The following is a 21,597-nucleotide window of genomic DNA, read 5'->3' as shown; positions in this document are numbered from 1 at the left end:
ACTGCACAAAGAGACTTTTTGCCAGGCGCAACAATCGGAATCCTTCGGGGATACCGCCCGAGAGGCCGGGACCTGCGCCGACACGTATTCGAGGATAAATACGTCAACTTCGATCACGATAGCGCATCAACTGATCATTCCGTCGCGGATGGCACCGTGGAGCCGCCGGGCCCAGACCACGAGAGTCGGGCCAACCCGACCGCACGGAGGGCGGCAGGAAGGCCAGGACGTCGCCGAACCCGAACAGGAACGTCAGCCCCACGATGACGCCGATGATCACCGTGACTAGCTGCAGAACAGCGTCACGCTCGACCGGAAATCCAACAGCTTTGACAGACACGAAGCAACTTCCGTAACTAGCAATCCAAAGATCAACTGGCGATGTTGAGGCGACCGGAACGCGTTCGAAGTCGCCCCTCCGAGGAGGAACGGGAGACCGCGAACCTGCGAATACAGAGGAAATGCCTGGTCAGGAGCTAGTTCAATGGCGATGAGACGGCGATGGCCTCGGTGCCGTCTTCGACTGTCCGTCACGGAAGGTGGCGTGCAGGTGAGGGACCACTCCCCCAGCTTCGTCCGCTTACTTGGGGTGGGTGCGACCAGCGACCCGACCCAACAGGTCTCGAGCGCTGGTGTACGTGGCTATGTGCCCGCGCCCCTGAGACGTCCAGCGAAAGGTCCTTGGCTCAAACGCGCGGCCTTCGGCGGCCTCGCCGTCCGGATGCTGCTCAGCGAAAACCGCTTGCGCGGCCACGACAGCTCGCTCCGAAGCCGTCAGCATCCGAAGATGCCGGTCCTGTCGTGTCTTGACTTCGACTTTGGTCGAGGTCGGAGACTGGCGGCATGTTGTTCACCAGAACCCCGCTTGGTCAGGTGAGGCGAGTGGCGCTGCTCGGTATCGTGATGGCCGTGGTCCTCGTGGCGGGCACGCCTGCTCCCGGATCGACGGCGTCGGCCGAAGTCCCCGTCCAGCCGAGGCCGCCCGTGCAGGTGATCGCCGATGAGGACAAGCTCAGCATCCCCGGCGAATCCACGCTACCGCCGGGTACCACGACCTTCCGGGTAAGCACACCGCGCGGCACTCCCAATACCCCCTCGCGCTGGGTGATCGCCGTCCGATTGCGCCCCGATGTCCCTTTGACCGCGTTCCTGGAGACCATGACGACCGTCATGCGGAGCGTGGACCCGGTCGAGCGTGCGCGTGCCGTGCGCAAATGGAACCGGCAGGCCACCGCCCTCGGTGGCGTCTCGGTGACGGGCGACGCGCCTCAAACCTTCACCTCGTTCCTCACATCTGGGACCTACTACCTGATGGATCTGCGGTCGCTGGCCCAGCCTGATCCAGGAGACCCCGTCAGGCGGCTGACGGTGCAAGGCGACTGGCAGGTCGAACCTGTCGAATTCGACCAGGTCATCGAGCACTTCATCGGCGCGGACGGTCAGCCGCGATTCTCCGCACCCGGACGCCTCGCCGCGCACGCCAGGTTGTTGGTGCGCAACAGGACCGGTGCCCACGAGGAAGCGATCCTTATGCAGGTCAGGGCCGACACCACCGAGCAGGACGTGCAAAGAATGATCCGGGGCGAAGGTCCCGACCCCGTTATCGCCCAGCCTCGGGGCATAACCCCGATCGCCGGCGGCAATCAGGTCGTGGCACACCTGGACCTCGTCCCCGGCCGATACCTGCTCATCTCCTGGGTGAACAACCCGCAGGCCATGCACCGCTTCATCGACGTCGGCCAACGTCCACCGCGGTAGTCGCCGTGCCGGTCGCGATCTGGCTTCGCGACCGTGAGGTCATCGGGCGGACGGCGGCGCGGCGAACTCCAGCTACCGGCCGGTTCGACCTCGCCCGCGCCCGCGCCCGGCAACTGCTGTCCGGTTATGCGGAGGTTCGGCCGCTGTCCGACCCTGTACCTAAAAGTACCGCCGTATCTGGCGGACATTCGAAACTCGTTGGCCGGAGCTGGAAAGGAGACATCGATCGTAACGGGGGCCTGTGCCGAGCCAGCACCGCTGCAAGTGACACCCGACGGCAAGCCGTCCGCCCACCGCCGCATTCTTGGTGTTGGTAAGGACCAGATCGCGGCGAAGCGGGCGGTCGAAAGTCATCGACAGCTGTTGGCGCAAGACAGGGCAACATACTGGCAGACCGACGAACAGCGGGACGCTACCGTCGTGAAGATCGGAAGTAGTCAGGACCGGGTCACCGGAACGCGTCGACCTTTCAGCCCGTCCATACCTGCAATTCCGGCGACTGGGCTATTCGCGTCGCAACCGCTTGTTGGCTTTCAGAGCACGTAGCGACTGTCGCGCCCCTCGGGAATGCGGACGGCAAGTCCCCCTGCGACCTCGCAGGGGGACAATAGCGCCCTAGAATGCTGCTTCGACCAGCCCAAACAGCCATGCCACGCGCGCCGCCACAACTAGGCAGAACTCACCGTCGCCGTCCACGATCTCTGGTCCTGGTGGCTTACTGGGCCTGCTCTAATCGGGCCTGCCGACTTGGGTGTTCGACAGGTCGAGGCCGATCGCGAAGTCCGCCGTGTAGCCGCTTCCGGCCTGCTGCGGGCGCAGCAGCATCTGGGCGCCGCCGTTGCGGTAGATCGAGTCGCGGTTGTTGGTCGTGTCGGCCGGGCCTTTCCGCCGGTACGGTTCGGTCCGCAGATAGGCCGCGCCGAACTCGGGCGTGAAGTAAAGCTGCGATGTGAACTCGTACGGCCGGCCGTTGGTTCCGACGGTGCGTATTTTGACGTGGATGTGCAGCGTGCGCCCCGAATACCAGCCCGGCAGAATGGTAGTGAACCGGGCCGCCCCCGACTGGTCGGCGTTCTGGTAACCGCGCAGGAATCGGCGGCCGGAACTTCCCTGAGACGGAATGTCCGAGTACAGGCCGAACGCGTCGCACTGCCAGAGGTCGATCATCGCTCCCGGCAGTGGCGTGCACGACTGCTGACGAATTTGCTGAATGGTGAAATTGATTACCAGCGCAGTGCCGGAAACTAGTTGTCCGGTGGTCGGCTCACTGCGGATATCGGAGCGGTTGAGTCGTTCGTCGACGAAGTACGGACCCTCCATTTGCTCTGGCTTGACTACACAATCCAGCGTGCAGACGTCGGGAGTTCCTGCGGTGGAGGTGGTGGCACTGGCCGTGGTGGATCCAGCGACAGCGAGTGTCGCACCAGCGGCACCGAGCAGAATCAACGCCTGCCGCCTACCGAGCACCCGACCTACTGGCTCATCATCGTCATGCATAGGTTTCCTTTTCGCCAAATGATGGGAGCAGGGAACTGAGCGCAACAAAGGCTTTGCTTGCAGGGTGCCGCGCACATCCGATTATCCGCCATGACTCGACCACTGTCGAGACCGTTCACTCTCACGCATCATACTCCGAAGCGAGCAGCATCCTTTGATGGGCCAAATTATCGAACCACTGCTACGGCATTTCGCCTACGGCCGCCTCGAAGTCCAGGTCGAGAAAGTCCGACTCGCCGAGGTGGTCCGCCGCTGTTCAGGTCGATCACCCCGCGAACGCGGCTCCGTATCTTCGTCGAGAGCCGGACGCGTTTCAGCGGTGCCGGGAGCCGAACGTGCGGCGATAGGCGGCGGGGGTCGTACCGAGGTTCCGGTGGAAATGCTGCCGCAGTAGATGTCCGCTGTCGAAGCCGGTGCGGGCGGCGATGCTGTCGACGGACAGCGTGGTGGTTTCCAGTAGCTCACGAGCCGCGGTGAGGCGCTGCCGGTTCAGCCATTTCAGCGGAGGAAGCCCGACTTGACGAGTGAAGTGCCAGGCACATGTCGATCCTCGCCGCTGTTCCCGCGCTGGTGAGAACGTCCCCTTCGTCGATGTAGAGCGCGCGTTCGTCGACTGTGACCCGAGGGTAGCCGCGCCGCAGATCGTCGGCGTGCATCCAATGTGTGGTGGCCTTGCGCTCGTCCAGAAGTCCCGCGGCGGCCAGCACGAAAGCACCGGAGCACACCGACGCGATCCGCGTGCCTCGACGGTGCGCTCCGCGAAGCGCCGGTCGTGGCCGAACACCTCGCACGGCACCGCAAGCTCGAACAGCGGAAGGTCGGCCATCAGTGGCACGGCCACCCGTACCCGTGCGCCCCCCCCCCATGACGGTCATGGCGCAAATCTTACTCGGCCTGACGTGAAAGCGACTGTTACTGGAAGGAGAAACAATCAACACTGGGTGTCGTTGGTTGAACAATAATTTCCTTTCGAGAACTGGGGTAGTCAGCTATGCGCAATTCGATGAAGCGGGCAATGACCGTCGTCGGTGCGGTACTCGGGATCGGGCTGAGCGGGAGTGTCGCGTTCGCAGCGAGCGACAATGGCGCGGTCGCCGCCCGACCCGGTGTAACGGTCGATTCGAGCTACGTAGGCGGGCTCCCGCTGGACGACTGGTGTCAGCGCACCGGGCACGCCCGCTCCGGGATCGTTCGCTGGGATGTCTATGGCTGGGTCTGTGTCGATCACGACGGCCGGCAATCCGGTATCGACTTGAACGCCGCTTGCCGTACCTACTGGGGCAGCGACACCTATGCCGCGTACACGAACTACTACGATCCGTATTCGTGGGGTTGCTACCGCGACTGATCGGCTCGGGTCATGACGCCGGCTCGCCCCGAGTTCGTAAGCCGCCAACACGGGGCTTGGTACTCAAGTCTGGCAGGTCTTGTTCGAGTTCGTCTCGGTAGGTTTCGGGCCGCTGATCACCGGATCGGTGATCAGCGGCCGCCGTCTGGAAGCCGGCAGAATCCGCCCCCGGCCGAAGGTTTGAAGCGATCAACGGATGGTCATCCTGTGCTCGGACGGGGCCTTCCCCTCATTCCGCGTCAAGCAGCCGGCGCCGCAGACCAGACGAGTGCGAGGTGGCTATCAGCATGGAATCGGGATTCGGTGACACTGTCATCCGGGGACTTCATCGCTATGTGCGGCTGGTGATCGCGGAACTCGGACTGCACGGCGACGCCTTCTACGCCCAACTCGAGCCGACTGCCGGTGCGTACATCGCCTTGGACCGACGACTTCCCGGTCATCCCGCCCAAGACGTCGCGCTCACGTGGGACGAACGGTACGGCTGGTCCCTCGCACTCGAAACGCACAGCAGTGAAGACCTGATCACCGTGGCCTATCACGGAATCGAGATTCTTCCCTCGCCGGCGGCGGTGGCCGCTTTCACGAACGAAGTGTTCGCGGGCGCGCTTGCCGGTCGCTCCGGCACCGCTCCAGTCGCGGCACACGAAGGCGACGCGGACCTCGCGGAACGCCTGACCGCGTACTCGTACCCTGCCGCGATCACGCGTTCGTCGTCTGATCGGACGAAGGCCCCTTCCACCGTGTGAACCATGGGGAAGGAACAGGCCTTCCAGCGTGGATCAACGATCTGCGTGACACATCCCAGTCGCTGTGCTGAGTTCAGGGCCGGGGAATGTTGCGGAGGTTGGCCCTGGCGAGGTCGATCATCCGGCCGACACCGCCTTCGAGGACGACTTTGCTCGCGGCCAGGGCGAATCCGCCGAGCTGGCCGGCGGTGATGTGCGGCGGGACGGACAGCGCGTTGGGGTCGGTCACGACGTCCACCAGCGCGGGACCGTCGTGGCTCAGCGCGACCTCGAGAGCCGAACGCAGCCGGGTCGGATCGGTCACCCGCTCGGCGTGCAGACCCGCACCGCGCGCGATCGCGGCGAAGTCGACAGGCTGATGGTCGGTCTGGTAGTCGGGCAGGCCGTCGACAAGCATCTCCAGCTTGACCATGCCGAGCGAGGAGTTGTTGAACGTGACGATCTTGACCGGAAGGTCGTGCAAGGCGACGGTGAGCAGCTCGCCGAGCAGCATGCCCAGCCCGCCGTCGCCGGACATCGACACCACCTGTCGTCCCGGGTAGGCGAATTGCGCGCCGATGGCGTGGGGCAACGCGTTGGCCATGGTGCCGTGCAGGAACGACCCGATGACCCGGCGGCGACCGTTGGGGGTGAGATAACGGGCGGCCCACACATTGCACATGCCGGTGTCCACGGTGAAGATCGCGTCGTCCGCGGCGAGCTCGTCCAGGAGGTCGGCGGCGAACTCCGGGTGAATGGGGACGTGCCGTTCCACGTTGCGGGTGTAGGCGTCGACGACCTGTTCCAGTGATTTGCAGTGGTCGCGCAGCATGCGGTCCAGGAACGCCCGGTCGGTCTTGCGCCGCAAGAGCGGCAGCACGGCTCGCAGGGTCTCCCCCACGTCGCCGTGCACGGCCAGTTCCAGCGGGGTGCGCCTGCCCAGCCGGGTCGCGTCATGATCGATCTGCACGGTCCTGGCCTGGGGCAGGAAGGAGTCATAAGGAAAATCGGTGCCCAGTAGCACCAGCAGATCCGCCTCGTGCATGGCCCGGTAGCAGGCGCCGTAGCCGAGTAGGCCGCTCATTCCGACGTCGTAAGGATTGTCGTACTGGATCCACTCCTTGCCACGCAGGCTGTGGCCGACCGGCGCCTGGACCGCGCCGGCGAACTCCATCACCTCGGCGTGCGCGCCGCGCACCCCGGCACCGGCGAACAGGGTGACGGTTTCGGCCTCGTTGATCAGCTCGGCCAGCCGTGCCACCTGCGGCTCGGGCGGCATGACCGTCCCGTGCTCGGTGACCTGTGCCCCGCTCCCGGTGGGCGAAGTGGCCTCGAGCTGCGCGACGTCTCCCGGCAGCACCAGCACCGAAACCTCGCCGCGGGACAGCGCGTGTTGCATGGCTATCCGCAGCACCTTGGGCATTTGAGTGGGCTGACTGATCTGCTCGCAGTAGCCGCTGCAGTCGACGAACAGCCGTTCGGGGTGAGTCTCCTGGAAGAACCCGGTACCGATCTGGCCGGACGGAATGTGCGAGGCGAGCGCGAGTACCGGGGCACCGGTGCGGTGCGCGTCGTACAGGCCCTGCACCAGATGGGTGTTGCCGGGTCCGCAGCTACCCGCGCACACCGCGAGCCGTCCGGTCAGCTGGGCCTCGGCGGCCGCGGCGAACGCGCCCGCCTCCTCGTTGCGCACGTGCACCCACTCGATACCCGGGGTACGGCGGATGGCGTCGACCACCGGGTTCAGGCTGTCACCGACCACGCCGTAGATCCGTTCCACCCCGGCCTGCAGCAGGACTTGGACGAATTGCTCGGCGACGTTGGGCTTGGCCATCTCGACCCCTTCGATGCTGCGGCGGCGGGAACGTCCCCATGATCCACGTGACGGACCGACCTCGCAGGTTCTGCGCGCGGGCGGGTGACAGCGGAAACCCCTCTGCTCGCGCTCGTCCCCGTCGGGAGCAATGCCGCCGGAGCCACTCTGCTCGTCGCCGAATGCGACATCGGCAAAACGGTTCAGGCATTCGAAACGGCCGATTTGCAGACGACGGCCAGCCCCCGAATCTGGGGGTTTCTCGCCGTTTCCCCGCCGATCGGCTTTCGTCGTAGGTTCCGGTCGGCTGGGCATCGTGGTACTGCGGGTGGGTCGGCTGAACCGCGCTACGGCTTGTGGCTCGATCGCGGAATCTGCGAGCGTCTGAAGGCCCGACTGCCGAAGTTCCGCTGTCGCCACCGGCGCGCTTGGTGACCCCGGTCAGCGACGGCCGGTGGCCAGGATGACGAGGAACTGGCCGCCACCCGGCTCGATACCGGCAGTCACCGGCAGCCCCGGTACCAGCCGGGAGAACCGGTCCACCAGCCACTCCGCCGCCTCTCGGGCATCCTTTTCGGTCGGGCAACGGGCCACCATCTCGCGACCCCCCTTGCGCTCCAGCCTCCCGGCGACGGTGATCAGCGGTGCGGGTTCGACCACGTGCAGGCGGTCCGGCCAAGAGATCACCACCTTGACCGCACCCTTGCGGGTGTTGCACCCGCGATGCGCGAGCCGCTCGGGGACCTTGGCCTTCCGGTCGGCGGTCCGGCTGTCGACGCTCGGCCCCCGAGGGTCGTTCACCGACATGTCCGCGTCGACCGGTTCGTCGCACACCCAGCATCGCCAGCCGTCGCGCTCGGCCACAACATCGAGGAGACTCACCTGAGCAACCTAGCCTGCCCCGCCGGACGCGATGATCTCGCACCCGCCCGTGCACGAGACCAAGCAACCGGCGGGCCCGTGGTCTGCCCGGGCCCGTCGTACCCGAAACTGCTTTGCGGTCGAACCTTTCTAGACGTGGCGGGTTGGCGTCGATGACGTTCGGTTGCCGATCGATATAGAAGGCGCGGGCCGAGTACGGCGACGCCCACGGTGCAGGCTTCCAGCCAGACGGGCCTGAGGATGCCGGTCTGGCGGCAGACGTTCTCGGACTGGACGCGGAGCGAGAGATTCAGGTCGCCGGCGAAGAACGGCGCCGTCGGGTTACCCGTGGCGAACTGGCCGCAAGGCCGGATCAAGGACGCGGTGGAGGCGACCCGCCAGCTGTCGCCGTACGCATAGACATCGCCGAACGTGCGGACGCGGTCAAGCCGGGTTTAGGGGGATGTGTCGATCACGCGACACTAGGCGGGTTCGCTTACGGGCCCACAAAATGGCGAACCGTTTCCGTGCGTATTCGCTCTCGTCGCACTTTGCCCCCTTTCGAGTGAAAGATACACCTGGGCTCGTCACATAAATAACCACTAGCACACTTGTTCGAATGCGAGTAATGTTGATCACGTGGCCAGCGAAAACAGTCCCCAGGCAGCACGCACCGAATGGTGGCGTGCCGATACTGCGACGCTGCACGCCCGAAAACAGGAAAACGAGGTCCTCAAACGCCAGCTGGATTTCGAGCAGGACTCGATACTGGCGGAACTGAATACCCGGGGCATTCGTGGATGCAGCGGGCATTCGACGTTGTCGGCGTTGATCGGTGAGGACTTCCACCTCATCAAGGGCGACGCCGACGACCGCGCCGACCGAGTCCTCGCACTGCACCCCGGGGTATCCGTCGACGGTGCCCCGGTCCCGCCGCTGGCACCGTTGACCGCTGAAGCCGCCGCGGAGGGCGCGATCGGCGGTCGGCAAATCGACGCCATCATCCGCGTCCTCGCCCGTATCCCCTCCACTGTCCCCGACGACGGTGTCCGCGCCGGGGAGATGACGCTCGTCGCCCTCGCCCGCCGGGCCGGACCCCGGGAAATCGCCAAGGCCGGACGTCGTCTGCTCGACCATCTCGACCCCGACGGCAAAGAACCCCGCAACGAAGACCCCAAAGACACCCGGCCCGAACTACGTTTCGTCAAACACCGCGACGGCAGCCTCGGTCTCAAGGCGAGACTTGACCTGGAGACGTATGCGCGGTTGAAGTCCGACCTCGATCCGATGGCCAAACCCCACAAGGCCATCGACGGGATCCGGGACTCCCGCACCCAAGACGAACGCTACGGCGACGCCTTCACCGACTATGTGCGCTTGAAAACCACCAGCCGCAATCTTCCCGGCCAAGCGGGCGAGGCCACCCACATTCTGGTCACCATGTCCTACGAAGACCTCATCCGGGATATCGGTGAAGCACACCTGGATCTGGTGGGACCGATCAGTGTCACCGATGCGAGAATCCTCGCCTGCGATGCTCGCGTCCGTCCCGGAGTCCTCGGCACCGCAGGGGAACCCCTCGACATCGGCCGCTCCAAACGCACCGTGTCCCTGGCTCAAAAGTATGCGTTGACCATCCGCGATGGCGGTTGCACCTTTCCAGGCTGCGATATGCCGGTGCCGCGCTGCACGGCACATCATCTTGTTTTCTGGCGCCACCACGGGGAAACAAAGATCGACAACCTGGTTCTGTTGTGCACCAAGCATCACCGGTTGATCCACCACAGCGAATGGAAAGTCCAGATCGCCCAAGACGGACTCCCCGAATTCACCGCCCCCGCCTACCTCGACCCCACCGGAACACCAAGACGCAACACCATGCACCTCCGGACATAGGCCGGACCGCCGCTGTCGAAAACGTCACCGGAGCCGCAGACGAATGGCGCTGGAGTTCAAACCTGGATTCCTTTACGTAGCGAATGAATTCCTCGAAACGCGAAGAACCGATCGCGACTGCCGCGGCCGGAAGCAGGACGCCGGGGTCTGAGCGGCCGGATAGTCGGACGACGTCCGCGGCCAGCAAGCCGGCTACCGGCGATCGCCAACGCACACCACGGCACCGTCGTTGACACGTCGATTCGATAAGGCGTGGTCAGCGATGTGTACCAGCCGACCGCGCTGCACCTTGAGAGCCCGCTGTCGCTTACGCCGATGACCTGGCTCCTGCAAACGGGCTCGGGCCGTTCTTCTTCGCCGCCGGATACGCTGCACGCGCAGTAACAGTGGCCAAAAGCCTCTGCCATAACTGGCATCCTGTCTTCCTCCGAAAGGGAAAGACATGCCCGAGCTGCGCCAAGCCTGCAACGGTGGTGGACGATCATGGACCCCCGACCAGGCCCGCGAACTTTCCTGGTCGCGCGCGGCCTGATACACCGTGCCGCTGTCCGACGAGGTCGCGGTCATCGTGACCGCCCCGCCGTCCCGTTCCGGTTCCGCCTGCTTCGGCGGGGTGACGGCAGGCACTTCGTGATCAGCTGGACAGGGATGGTCCGGACGGCTGACCCACGCCACCGCCGCGGTCTCCTTCACCACCACCCGCACTTGACGGAACGTCGCCGGATCCGCGACCGCGCTGTTGCGCACGACCTCGTCGAAGAACCATCCCGACGTGATCACCGCCGGCACGCCCGGCGACTTCGCCAGTGTTTCCTTCACCACGGGCGCGTCCAGCAGCCGGAAAGTCATCGTGATCACTCCGACGACGGTTTGTCAGATAGTCCAGGTGTAAGCGGGGACGAGTGAGCGCTCGAAGAAGGATCTGGGCAGGCGAGGAAGCACTGCGTCGCGTAGGGCGATCAATGGCGGGAAAGTCCAGTGCGCGGGAGCCCCGACTTGAAGGGAGCGGCGGGCGATCATCTGCGTCCGCGGCCGACGGGAACGGTCGTATTCCTCCAGACCCGCGGGCACGCCGAGCGTGTCGACGGCGAGAGCGAGCGTGACGGCGTCCTCGAGTGCCTGACACGCGCCCTGCCCGAGGTTGGGCGTCATGGCATGAGCGGCGTCGCCGAGAAGAGCGACCGTGCCGGACACGTAGGTGGGCAACTCCGGCAGCTGGTGGCTGTCGTGCTGCGACACCGTGTCCTCCCGCGCCGCCGCCAGCAGTACGGGAATGGGATCGTGCCAGCCCGCGAACCGCTCGCGTAGCTGGTCCAGACCGGTGCGCGAACGGATGGGGGCGTTGGCCATCAGATAGCAATAGACGCGGCCGTCAGGCATCGGAAGGTGCCCGAACCGTTCGCCACGGCCCCAGGTTTCCACGCTTCCGGTGATCGGGTGCGGAGGGACTATGAAGCGCCAAGTGGTGTACCCGACGTAGCGCGGTCCGCGTACATCGGGCCACAGGGACCGCCGGGTCGCACTGTGCACACCGTCGGCGCCCACGACCAGGTCGGCGGCGGCGGTGCCACCGCTGTGCACGACGACGCCGTCGGGCCGCACCTCACGCACGTCGGTGCCGGGCCGCAGCGCCCGCGCGGGCAGGGCCTCGACGAGCAGGTCGATCAGGTCGGCGCGGTGCACGGTCGCCCATTGGCCGAACCGGTGCTTCAGGTCGGCGACGTCGTTGCGGAACAGCCATCGCCCATTCGCACGGCGGACACCCGCGAACGGGTCGGCCAGTCCGCCGGAGCGAAGACGATCACCCAGACCGAGTGCGTCCAGCGCGCGCAGGGCGTTGGGCTGGATCGAAAGCCCCGCCCCGAGCTCGGTGAATTCGGGTGCGCGCTCGAGAACCTCGACCTCCCAGCCGCGCTGATGGAACGCGACTGCGGCGGTCAGTCCGCCGATACCGCCGCCCACGATGGTCACCTTCATCGGCCGCACCAACACTCCACGAGATCTCCTTAATGGCTCTAGGCTATCTTAGCGTCATTAAGGAAACATAGGTGCTCTAGGATGTCAACAGTGCGACGAGATGAGGCGGCGATGGCGGACAGCCCGAGCAGCAGGCGGGAGAGAAGGCGCCAGGACGCGCTGAAGGAAATCCACGCGGCCGTGCGCACCCTGCTGGTCGAGCAGGGATCGGCCGCGGTGACCATCAACGCGGTCGCCCGGCAGGTCGGCATGAGCGGCCCCGCGCTGTACCACTACTACGCGGGTCACGACGAGCTGATCGGTGCCGTGACCGCCGACTTCTTCCGCGAACTGACCGCCGCCTTGGAACAGGCCCGCGACGTCGACGCCGATGCGCCGACCGGCCGTCGCATCCTCGAGGTGTGCCGGGCCATGCGCACCTGGGCGATCACCAATCCGGCCGAGTTCGGCTGGATCTTCGCCAGCCCGATCACCCCGTCCGACCTGGATCAGAGCTCACCCCGGCACGAGGCCGGGCAACGGTTCGAACTCGTCCTGCTCGAACTGACCGCCGAACTGTGGCGGACCCGGCCTTTCCCGGTACCCGATCCGGCCGATCTTTCCCCGGCGCTCCGCAAGCAGCTGACCGCCTACTCCGCCACCATCGAAGCGCGTCTCCCCCCGGAGGCCGCGTACGTCTTCCTGACCTGCTGGACTCGGTTGTACGGCCTGCTGTGCATGGAAGTCCTGCACCAACTCGACTTCGCCTACACCGACCTGGAGCCGGTCTTCGAGGACTGCCTGCGCGGCCTCACCGTCCTCTTGGGACTGGACGGGGACTGACGGCGGCGACATCTCTGGTGTCGCCGGCGATGTCGCCGCCCATCCAGGTCACTGATCAGCAGGTGCAGACGCCGTAAGGTGGCGTCGGATGCGGGTGTGTGAAGATAGGGACTGTGTGGATTTTGGGTCATCTGACGTCCCAAAATCCACACAGTGAGGGTCGCGGTCCGGCAGCGGAACCGGTGACCGGCACCGCACTCGAACACGACACCTTTGCTTCACCTCTCAATATCCCGCAGTGCCGACATCTCCGGCCTCAGTGCCGACGGGCCTACTCACCCGCTTACGCTGAGCCTGTCTCCCGGCACGAGTTCGGCGAGGAGCGCCGACTGTTCCCGGCGGTAAGCCTCGACGTTCGCCAATTTCACGTCTTCGTAGCCGCGAACCAGATCGGGCAGCTCGGCCAAGGCCAGCAGCCTGCCGCGATCGGCGTCCACGGTGCCGAAAGCGGCGAGGATCGTCTCCCGGTACTGAACGACGAGCTCCCGTTCCACCTGCCGGACCCCTGCCCTGCCGAACGGGTCCCAGCGCGTGCCACGCAGTTTCCGCGCGGCGCGCAATGCGACGAATACCGGACGGAAACCCTTACCCAGTGCGATCTTCCGCTTCATCCCGAGTGCGCGGAGAACAGGCGGGTGCAGCCGGTAGGCGTAGCGGCTGCCCACGCCGAACTCCGCCTCGATCCCCGCGAGCACGGTGGGGTCGAGCGAAAGCCGCGCGACCTCGTATTCGTCCTTATAGGCCATCAACTTGTGCAGGTTGCGCGCCACCGCTTCGGTGACGGTGGTCGAGTCACCTTCCAGCACTCGGACGCGTTCGACGAACTCGGCGTACTCCCGCGCGTAGCGAATGTCCTGGTACTGAACGAGTTCGGGAACGCGGATGTCCAGCAGGCGCGCGAGTTCCGAACCCGGCTCGGCGTGCACGAGCGCGCGGGTACGGAGAGTGGCCTCCGACGGGGCCGGGATCGCGGCGACGGCGGGAGGCGTGACCGCCGCGTGCAGTCCGTCGGGATCGGCGACGAGCTGCCTGCCGCGCCGGAAAGCCTGCAGATTGCCCGCGACCGCGACCCCGTTGAGTTCGATCGCGCGTTCCAGGCTGGCCGCGTCCAGCGGGATGGCGCCGGTCTGGTGGGCCGCGCCGAGCTGCAGGATGTTGGCGAACTGGTCGTCGTCGAACAGGGTCTCCGCCAGCGCGCGGGCGTCGAGCACCACGGTTCGCGCCGCGTTCTCCGAGATCGCGCCCCGCACGGTCGCCGCGTCGGGGAAGGACACGGTGGTGTCGACGACCATCCGGCCGGTCGGCACCTCGGTCGTGGAGACCACCGCGGTGGTACGGCCGGCATCCGCGACCGTCAGATGCACCGGGTCCGCGCCGACGAGGACGTCACAGGCCAGGTAAAGATCGCATTCCCCGGCCGCGAGTTTCGGGGCCTGCGGGGTCGGCTCGGCGGTGATCTTCAGATCCGAGACGACGGCGCCGCCCTTCTGCGAGAGCCCGGTCTGATCCAGCGTCCGGACCTGCCTGCCTTCGAGCACGGCGGCGGTGGCGAGGATCTGCGCGACGGTGACCACGCCGGTCCCGCCGACCCCGGTGATCCGCACGGTGAAGTCGGTGCCTGCGGTCTCGGGCTCGGGCAGCTCGGCCGCGGTGATCTCCCCCATCCGCCGCCGCTGCTTCCGCCCGGTGGGCACCACCGTCATGAACGAGGGACAGTCCCCCGCCAGGCACGAATAGTCCACATTGCACGAGGACTGATGGATCGTGGTCTTGCGACCGAACTCGGTGCTGACCGGCTGCACCGACAGGCAGTTCGACTTCTCACCGCAGTCGCCGCACCCCTCGCACACCCGCTCGTTGATCACGACCTTGGCCGCCGGGGTGGCCAGCTTGCCGCGACGTCGTTTGCGGCGCTTCTCCGCGGCGCATTCCTGGTCGTGGATGAGCACCGTCACCCCGGGAACGGCCGCCAGTTCCTCTTGGGTACGCAGCAGTTCGTCGCGATGCCGGACCTCCACACCGTCGGGCAGGCGGACGCCGCGGAACCGCTTCGGCTCGTCACTGGTGATGACCACCCTGGCGACGCCTTCGACCAGCAGGAGCGACGCCAGCCGCTCCACCGGGAGGCCGCCGACGGCGTCCTGGCCGCCCGTCATCGCGACGGTCGCGTTGTAGAGGATCTTGTAGGTGATGTTCACCCCGGCGGCCACCGCAGCCCGCACCGCCAGGCTGCCGGAATGGGTGAAGGTGCCGTCGCCGATGTTCTGCACGAAATGCGAGGCCTCGACGAACGGCTCCATCCCGAGCCACTGCGCGCCCTCGCCGCCCATCTGCGTCAGTCCGACGACGTCGCCGACCTGTTCTGGTTCCATGAACAGCGCCATGGCGTGACAGCCGATGCCGCCGCCCACCACGGTTCCCTCTGGCACCTTGGTCGAGGAGTTGTGCGGGCAGCCGGAACAGAAGTACGGCGTCCTGGTCAGCAACGGCACCGAGATGCGCTCACGCCGCCGTTGTCCCCGCCACGCGGTCACCGACGGGATCTCGTGGTGCGCGGTCAACCGTCCGGCCAGCACCCTGGCGACGGCGTCCGGGTCGAGTTCGCCGAGTTCGGTGCACAGCGTGCGGCCGTCCGGGCCGGTCTTGCCGTGGACGGCCGGCGCTCCGGCGGTACCGTAGAGCACCTCCTTGATCGCCGATTCGACGAAGGAACGCTTCTCCTCCACCACGACGATCTCGGCGAGGCCGTCCGCGAACCGGCGGATGATCGACGGTTCGAGCGGATGGATGACGCCGAGTTTGAGGATCCGGATCCCGTGCCGGGACAACGCGTCGGAGTCCAGGCCGAGCAACCGCAACGCCTGCATCAGGTCCAGATAGGACTTTCCGGCGGTGACGATGCCGACGCGGTCCGCGGGTCCTTCCTGGACGATCCGGTTGACCCCGCTCGCGCGAACGTATTCGACGGCCAGCGGCAGGCGTTCGGTGTAGAGACTGCGTTCGAGCGCCATCAGCGTGGTGCCGAGCAGCCGGGAACTGGGCTTATGCCGATAGGCGGGCAGCGCCAGCTCCGGCGGCGTCCACTGTGGCCGGACGTGGGCGGTGCTCGCGGCGTCGGCCACGTTCGCCACCAGTTTCATCGACGACCACAGCCCGCTCGCCCGGGACAGTTCCACGGCGTGCAGGCCGAAGTCCAGCACGTCCTGGGAGTCGGACGGGAAGAACACCGGCATGGACAGGTCGGCCAGCGCGAGTTCGGAGGCACAGGGCACCGAGGACGACTTGGCGTTCGGATCGTCGCCGACCAGCGCCACCGCGCCGCCCGCCGGATCGGTGCCCGCGAGGTTGGCGTGCCGCAAAGCGTCCGTCGCCCGGTCCAGACCGGGTGCCTTGCCGTACCAGAACCCGGTGACCCCGCCGGGCGACGAGCCGACCGATGCGGTCAGCTGGCTGCCCATCACCGCCGTCGCGGCGAGTTCCTCGTTCAGGCCAGGGCGGTGCACGACGTCGTGGTTGTCGAGCAGGACCGACCGTCGGCCGAGTTCGAGGTCGTACCCGGCCAGCGGGGACCCCTCGTAGCCGGAGACGAACACCGCCGGGGACGCACCGGCGGCGCGGTCGTGCCGCACCCGGTCGAACAGCATCCTGACCAGCGCCTGTACCCCGCTGAGGTAGACGGTGCCGTCTTCCCGTAGATACCGGTCCTCCAACGTGAACTGCTCCACCGACCTGCCTCCTTCGGCACCCCCACGTGATGTCACGACAGAAGACCCGAACTCCCGGGTCGCCGCAACAAGCGGAAGTCTATTGACATCGATCGCGCAAAATATCCAGCCCATCCTCACCACTGGCCGATATCTGTTGCGTCTGCGTACCATCCGGCTCATGGCGGACCAGCTCATCGACGAGACCGATCGCGAAATCCTCGAACTCCTGCGGGAAGACGCCCGGCGCACCCTCGGCGACATCGGGGCCCGCGTCACGCTGTCCACCGCCGCGGTCAAACGCCGCATCGACCGCATGCAGGAGAACGGCGTCATCGTCGGCTACACCGTCCAGATCGACCACGCCAAACTCGGCTGGGCCATCGAGGCGTTCACCGAACTGCGGTTCACCGGGACCACCAAGGTCGGCGAGATCGTCCGGACGACCACCCGGATGCCGGAAGCCCAGGCCGTGTTCACCATCGCGGGTGACCCCGACGCGCTCGTCTGGCTGCGGGTGCGGGACATGGGCCACCTGCAGCACACCATCGACGAGATCCGGCGGCATCACCAGGTGACGGGGACGAAGACCCTGATGGTGCTGGACTCCTGGAGCCGCGGCCAGCAGTGGCCCCAGGCGGGTGACGCCTGAGGCCAGCCGGCCCGTCAGCGAGTGATCTGCCCGGACGGCTGCCGTTGGTGACCCACCGCAGGAGCCATGATGAGCGACGCCAGCCCCATCGTGGCCAGTGGCGAAAGAGACCCCGCGGCGCCGAACCCGACTCCGGTGAAGATCAGCAGGCCGATCGAGGACTACATCGTCTCGAGGTCACACCGGGTGCGGAGCTTGCTCAACAGAGGTTCAGGGACATGCCCCTCCGGCACACGTCCGAGCGGGGGAGAGTTCGGACGTCCAAGGTCCCACCTCCCCACTCGGCCCTGGCAGGCACTAGCGATGTCAAGCCCGGCTTACCACCAGCGGTGACCAGCGGCTCCGCGACTTTGCCGAGACCCTGACCCTCAAAGCAGGGAAGGAGGCCTTCACGCGGCACGACACACCGCAGGCCTGATGTCCCCAGTGCCACATTGGGGGCAGCGAGACACGCTTTGCCCTAATTCTCGAGAGAATTGTCCTTAACACTCACGAGGTGCCGGGCTCGGTCGCCCACAGCAGGCGCCGCCCCGTCCGCGCGAGGTACTCGCCGAACTCGGCCGGTTCCTCCACGGTGAAGCCGATGTCGGTCAGGGTCAGGACGACGGCCAGCCATTCGAACGAATCCACATACGCGACATACCGGCAGCGGTGGTCGCCGAGGGCTTCGAAACTCCCGTCGATCCGGTGGAGACGGGCCGCGGCCTCACTCGCGCCGACGTGCAGGGTCAGCGTGACCCGGAGCGATTTCGGGCTGTGGAAGCGTTCTTGGAGATGCGCCGCGACGTCGTCGACGGGCAGGGCACGAGGCTCGAACGCCACCTCGGTCGTCTTCGGCGCGGTGATCCGGTCGAGCCGGAAACTCCGCCAATCCCGCCGGCCGAGGTCCCACGCGTAGAGATACCACCGCTTACCGAGCTGGACGAGGCGCATTGGCTCGACTGTCCGGGACGACGGGCCCCCTTTCGCCGTATACGCGAACTCGATGCATCGGCGAGCCGCGATCGCCGCGGCGAGGACGTTCAGGACGTCAGGGGCGACCCGCGCCTGTTCACCGCTTCCGAACTCGACCGCGGCGAGCATTTCGTCGGTCCGCCGGCGCAGGGCCGCCGGGAGGACGCGGCGGAGTTTCGCGGCGGCGCGGTCCGCCGATTCGGCGGTGAAGTCGATGCCGGTTCCGCCCGCCGCGGCGAGGCGCAGCCCGAGCACGGTGGCGATCGCCTCGTCGTGTTCCAGCATGAGCGGCGGCAGCGCGCCGCCCGCGACGAGACGGTAGTTGCCACCCGGACCGCGGGCGCTCTCCACGGGATAGCCCAGAGTGCGGAGGTGGTCGATGTCCCGGCGAAGCGTGCGCGGCGGGACTTCCATGGCCGTCGCGAGTTCGGCGGCGGGCCACTGGCGGCCGGTCTGCAGGAGTGACAGCAGCCGCAGCATCCGTTCTCGTGGTGCCGTCACGGCGCCTCCCACCTTGAGATAATTGTGGCCGCAAACCGGCCACATCTCATCGTAGCCTGGCTTCATGGCGAAAGTACGGACTGAACGCGGCCAGTGGATCACCGTGGAAGGAGCCCGGACGCACAACCTCCGCGAGGTGTCGGTGCGGGTGCCGAAGCACAAGCTGACGGTGTTCACCGGCGTCTCGGGTTCGGGAAAGTCGTCGTTGGCCTTCGACACGATCGCTGCCGAAGCCGAACGTTTGGTCACCGGAACCTATCCCGCCTTCGTCCGGAACCGGCTCCCCCAGCATCCGCCCCCCGACGTCGACCGGATCGACGGGCTGGTCTTCACCACGATCGTGGATCAACGGCGGTTCACCGGGAACACGCGGTCCACGGTGGGCACGGCGAGCGACATCGCGCCGTTGCTGCGCCTGCTGTTCTCCCGCCTCGGAGAGCCGGGCGCCGGATTCTCGCCCGCCTATTCGTTCAACGATCCCAGCGGGATGTGCCCGCGGTGCGAAGGGCTCGGCGTGGTCGACGACATCGATCTCGACCGGCTGCTCGACCCCGCGCGGAGCCTGCGCGAAGGCGCCGTACGCTTCCCGACGTTCGCCCCTGGGACTTACCGGTGGAAGCGGCTCGTCCACTCCGGACTCGTCGACCCGGATGTCCCGTTGGGCCGGTTGCCTGCGGCGAAGGTCGAAACCCTGCTGCACGCCGAAGGACTATCCCTCGACGACCCCGGCTCCGAGTATCCCAAGCACGGCATGTTCGACGGAATCCTTCCGCGGCTGAGGGATTCGTATCTGCGCAAGACGCCCTCACGCCTCACCACCGAGGAGCAGGAAGGGCTCGCCGAAGTCGTCACCCGCGGCACCTGCCCGGACTGCGCGGGGACCCGCCTCGCCGAGGCGGCCAGGAAAAGCCTGATCGACGGGCAGTCCATCGCGGACTGGTCGGCGCTGCCGGTGGGCAACCTGCGCGAGGTCGTCGCGAGCGTACGCGATCCGGCTGTGGCGCCGCTGGTGGAGGCGATCCGGGAACGCCTCGACGCACTGGATTCCGTCGGCCTCGGCTATCTCAGCCTGTCGAGGGAATCGAGGACGCTGTCCGGCGGCGAAGCCCAGCGTGTCAAGATCGTCCGTCACCTCAGCAGCGCGCTCAGCGACGTCTGCTACGTGTTCGACGAGCCCAGCACCGGCCTTCACCCGCATGACGTGCACCGGTTGCTCGAACTGCTGGCCGAACTCCGCGACGCGCACAACACGATCCTCGTGGTCGAACACCACCCCGCGGTCATCGCGGCCGCCGACCACGTCATCGACCTCGGACCCGCCGGCGGCGCCGACGGCGGTCGCGTCCAGTTCGAAGGCGGTCCGGGCGAACTCGCCGCGACGGGCACCGAAACCGGCAGGGTCCTGCGTGCTCCGCTTCGCTTCCGGCAGCGGACTCGCACCGCCCGGGGAACCGTGACGATCTCCGGCGCGAGCAGTCACAACCTTCGTGACGTCACCGTCGACGTGCCGCTCGGCGTCCTGACCGTCGTCTCGGGGGTCGCCGGCTCCGGCAAGAGCACCCTGATCGCGGACGAACTCCCCCGGCGGCATCCCGATTTCGTCGTCGTCGAACAGGCTCCGCTGCGCGGCGGCATCCGCTCCACCCCCGCGACGGTGATCGGCGTCGCCGAACCCATCCGCGACACCTTCGGCAAGGCGACCGGGAAGCATCCGTCGTGGTTCAGTGCCAACGGCCGGGGAGCTTGCCCCGTCTGCAAGGGCAAGGGCGTCATCATCACCGACCTGGCGTTCCTCGACGACGTCCAAACCGGCTGCGACGCCTGCGGCGGCACCCGGTTCAATCCGGACACGCTCGCCGCCCGGCTGAACGGCCGCACCATCGCCGACGTCATGGCGATGAACCCCGCGGATGCCGCCGCCCTGTTCGGCGAGGACTCCCCCATCGCGCGGCGGCTGCTGTGGCTGGAGAAGGTCGGCCTCGGCTACCTGACGATCGGACAGAGCCTCGACACCTTGTCCGGTGGCGAACGGCAACGGCTCCTCCTCGCCCGCCACCTCGCCGACGCGGGCCCCGCGGCCGACTTGCGCCTCGTCCTCGACGAACCCACCGCCGGGCTGCACGGCAGCGACGTCGACAGGCTCCTCGCGCTCTGCGACGACCTCGTCGACGACGGCGCGACCCTCGTCCTGATCGAACACAACCAGCGCGTGATCGCGCACGCGGACCACGTCATCGACATCGGGCCGGGCGCGGGTCACGACGGCGGGACGGTCGTGTTCGAGGGCACGCCGTCGGCGCTGGCCGAGGACCCCGCGTCGCTGACGGGCCGTTACCTGCGGAAGCGCTGACCCGCGGCAACGCGTTCCCGGCGCCGGACGGCGCCGGACGGCGCCGGGAACACCCACCCGCCAGGGAACAGTTCCCAGGCAGAGCGAGATGATTCCTGATCAAGCTTTGCCCGACACGCCGGTACCGAACAGTTCTTGGACCTTTTCCGTCCTCGGACTGAGGTCATGGTCACACCCCTCCTGCCTTTTCGGGCAACGACAGAACACGAAACAGGCAGCGTCACGGACGTTTCATTCCGTGCCGCGCACGGGAAGATAAGCTCGCTCTCGAGCACTGGAAAGCACCGAGAACCCATTTTTGATTTGTTTCACCCTTCGCGGCCAACGAAGCGAGAGAGGTGACCATCCATGCGAGAAAGGAAATGCAGCCATAATGCGAAATGGTCTCAAGAGGCTTGCGGTCGTAGGCACCGCCGCACTCGGACTGTTCGTGGCCGTTCCGGCGAGCGCCTTCGCCATCGGTCAGGTCAGCTGTGGAAATCGGGATGACTTCGTGAAGCTGGACATTTCGTTCGGAAACGGAATGGGCACCAACAGGTGCTTCGCCAACTCGGGTGTCACGGGCACCGATATCGGCGGCGTCTACAACATCTTCTCGGGCAACAACAAGGTGACGGTCAACTACGAACGCAATGGCCGCTACGAATCGTCGAACCTCGGCTGTTGGCAGGGCGTCGGCTTCTCTGGCACCGTCCGGGTTTACGAAGTACGCATCTGGTGACGGCACGGTGACCAC

The 21,597-nt window shown here is 66.6% G+C and carries 17 protein-coding genes; 8 read left to right on the top strand and 9 right to left on the bottom strand.

The genetic code is table 11. The features are described 5' to 3' along the window. The first annotated feature begins 882 nt into the window (after window positions 1–882). Window positions 883–1,758 (top strand): hypothetical protein, encoded by an 876-nt coding sequence (locus ACM6LR_RS22175; RefSeq protein WP_414944427.1) that lies wholly within the window; start codon window positions 883–885, stop codon window positions 1,756–1,758. 729 nt (window positions 1,759–2,487) lie between these two features. On the opposite strand, the gene ACM6LR_RS22170 is transcribed toward ACM6LR_RS22175, so the two are convergent. From ACM6LR_RS22170 to ACM6LR_RS22160, 3 genes are all read right to left on the bottom strand, one after another. Continuing rightward, window positions 2,488–3,204 carry a twin-arginine translocation pathway signal protein gene (locus ACM6LR_RS22170; protein WP_414944426.1) on the bottom strand — a complete coding sequence of 239 codons (717 nt, stop codon included), beginning with the start codon at window positions 3,202–3,204 and terminating at the stop codon, window positions 2,488–2,490. A 364-nt stretch (window positions 3,205–3,568) separates the two neighbouring features. Next, on the bottom strand, window positions 3,569–3,748 hold the full coding sequence (locus ACM6LR_RS22165) for a helix-turn-helix domain-containing protein (protein WP_414940452.1): 180 nt from the start codon (window positions 3,746–3,748) through the stop codon (window positions 3,569–3,571). Continuing rightward, window positions 3,717–4,121 (bottom strand): DJ-1/PfpI family protein, encoded by a 405-nt coding sequence (locus ACM6LR_RS22160; protein ID WP_414944496.1) that lies wholly within the window; start codon window positions 4,119–4,121, stop codon window positions 3,717–3,719. Before ACM6LR_RS22160 ends, ACM6LR_RS22165 begins: the two co-directional genes overlap by 32 nt. 137 nt (window positions 4,122–4,258) lie before the next feature. On the opposite strand from ACM6LR_RS22160, the gene ACM6LR_RS22155 reads away from it, so the two are divergent. Together ACM6LR_RS22155 and ACM6LR_RS22150 are read left to right on the top strand one after the other, a co-directional pair. Beyond that, window positions 4,259–4,603 (top strand): hypothetical protein, encoded by a 345-nt coding sequence (locus ACM6LR_RS22155; protein ID WP_414944425.1) that lies wholly within the window; start codon window positions 4,259–4,261, stop codon window positions 4,601–4,603. A 287-nt stretch (window positions 4,604–4,890) separates the two neighbouring features. After that, entirely contained in the window at window positions 4,891–5,352 is a 462-nt protein-coding gene (locus ACM6LR_RS22150) for a DUF6292 family protein (RefSeq protein ID WP_414940326.1), read from the top strand. Between the two features lie 73 nt (window positions 5,353–5,425). Here ACM6LR_RS22150 and ACM6LR_RS22145 read toward each other — a convergent pair whose 3' ends face one another. Both ACM6LR_RS22145 and ACM6LR_RS22140 read right to left on the bottom strand, forming a co-directional pair. Beyond that, window positions 5,426–7,165: a pyruvate dehydrogenase gene (locus ACM6LR_RS22145; RefSeq protein WP_414944424.1), complete on the bottom strand. Its 1,740-nt coding sequence runs from the start codon at window positions 7,163–7,165 to the stop codon at window positions 5,426–5,428. A 420-nt stretch (window positions 7,166–7,585) separates the two neighbouring features. Next, a complete protein-coding gene (locus ACM6LR_RS22140; RefSeq protein WP_414944423.1) occupies window positions 7,586–8,026 on the bottom strand; it encodes a hypothetical protein in 441 nt (146 codons plus the stop codon). A gap of 618 nt (window positions 8,027–8,644) precedes the next feature. Here ACM6LR_RS22140 and ACM6LR_RS22135 point away from each other — a divergent pair. After that, window positions 8,645–9,901, top strand: coding sequence for a DUF222 domain-containing protein (locus tag ACM6LR_RS22135; protein ID WP_414944422.1), 1,257 nt, complete (start codon window positions 8,645–8,647; stop codon window positions 9,899–9,901). A 192-nt stretch (window positions 9,902–10,093) separates the two neighbouring features. Here ACM6LR_RS22135 and ACM6LR_RS22130 read toward each other — a convergent pair whose 3' ends face one another. Beyond that, window positions 10,094–10,759 (bottom strand): hypothetical protein, encoded by a 666-nt coding sequence (locus tag ACM6LR_RS22130; protein WP_414944421.1) that lies wholly within the window; start codon window positions 10,757–10,759, stop codon window positions 10,094–10,096. A gap of 15 nt (window positions 10,760–10,774) precedes the next feature. Continuing rightward, window positions 10,775–11,878, bottom strand: coding sequence for an FAD-dependent monooxygenase (locus ACM6LR_RS22125; protein WP_414940321.1), 1,104 nt, complete (start codon window positions 11,876–11,878; stop codon window positions 10,775–10,777). Between the two features lie 90 nt (window positions 11,879–11,968). Here ACM6LR_RS22125 and ACM6LR_RS22120 point away from each other — a divergent pair, with 90 nt between their 5' ends. Further along, window positions 11,969–12,700, top strand: coding sequence for a TetR/AcrR family transcriptional regulator (locus tag ACM6LR_RS22120; protein WP_414940320.1), 732 nt, complete (start codon window positions 11,969–11,971; stop codon window positions 12,698–12,700). A gap of 275 nt (window positions 12,701–12,975) precedes the next feature. Here ACM6LR_RS22120 and ACM6LR_RS22115 read toward each other — a convergent pair whose 3' ends face one another. Continuing rightward, entirely contained in the window at window positions 12,976–16,425 is a 3,450-nt protein-coding gene (locus ACM6LR_RS22115) for an indolepyruvate ferredoxin oxidoreductase family protein (protein WP_414944420.1), read from the bottom strand. Window positions 16,426–16,585: 160 nt separating this feature from the next. Between ACM6LR_RS22115 and ACM6LR_RS22110 the strand changes: the two genes are divergently transcribed. Beyond that, complete coding sequence (locus tag ACM6LR_RS22110) at window positions 16,586–17,056, top strand: Lrp/AsnC family transcriptional regulator (protein WP_414940318.1); 471 nt, start codon at window positions 16,586–16,588, stop codon at window positions 17,054–17,056. 489 nt (window positions 17,057–17,545) lie between these two features. Here ACM6LR_RS22110 and ACM6LR_RS22105 read toward each other — a convergent pair whose 3' ends face one another. Further along, a complete protein-coding gene (locus tag ACM6LR_RS22105; RefSeq protein ID WP_414944418.1) occupies window positions 17,546–18,511 on the bottom strand; it encodes a helix-turn-helix transcriptional regulator in 966 nt (321 codons plus the stop codon). A 64-nt stretch (window positions 18,512–18,575) separates the two neighbouring features. Here ACM6LR_RS22105 and ACM6LR_RS22100 point away from each other — a divergent pair, with 64 nt between their 5' ends. Continuing rightward, window positions 18,576–20,861, top strand: coding sequence for an excinuclease ABC subunit UvrA (locus ACM6LR_RS22100; RefSeq protein ID WP_414944417.1), 2,286 nt, complete (start codon window positions 18,576–18,578; stop codon window positions 20,859–20,861). A 373-nt stretch (window positions 20,862–21,234) separates the two neighbouring features. After that, the gene (locus ACM6LR_RS22095) at window positions 21,235–21,582 is read left to right on the top strand and encodes a beta/gamma crystallin domain-containing protein (RefSeq protein ID WP_414944416.1); all 348 of its coding nucleotides are present in this window, start codon (window positions 21,235–21,237) and stop codon (window positions 21,580–21,582) included. The last annotated feature ends 15 nt before the right edge of the window (window positions 21,583–21,597 follow it).

It is taken from the genome of Amycolatopsis sp. cmx-11-32, assembly GCF_047608695.1.
GTDB lineage: Bacteria > Actinomycetota > Actinomycetes > Mycobacteriales > Pseudonocardiaceae > Amycolatopsis.
The sequence above is the reverse complement of the archived record's forward strand: the minus strand, read 5'-3'. Positions and strand labels throughout refer to the sequence as shown.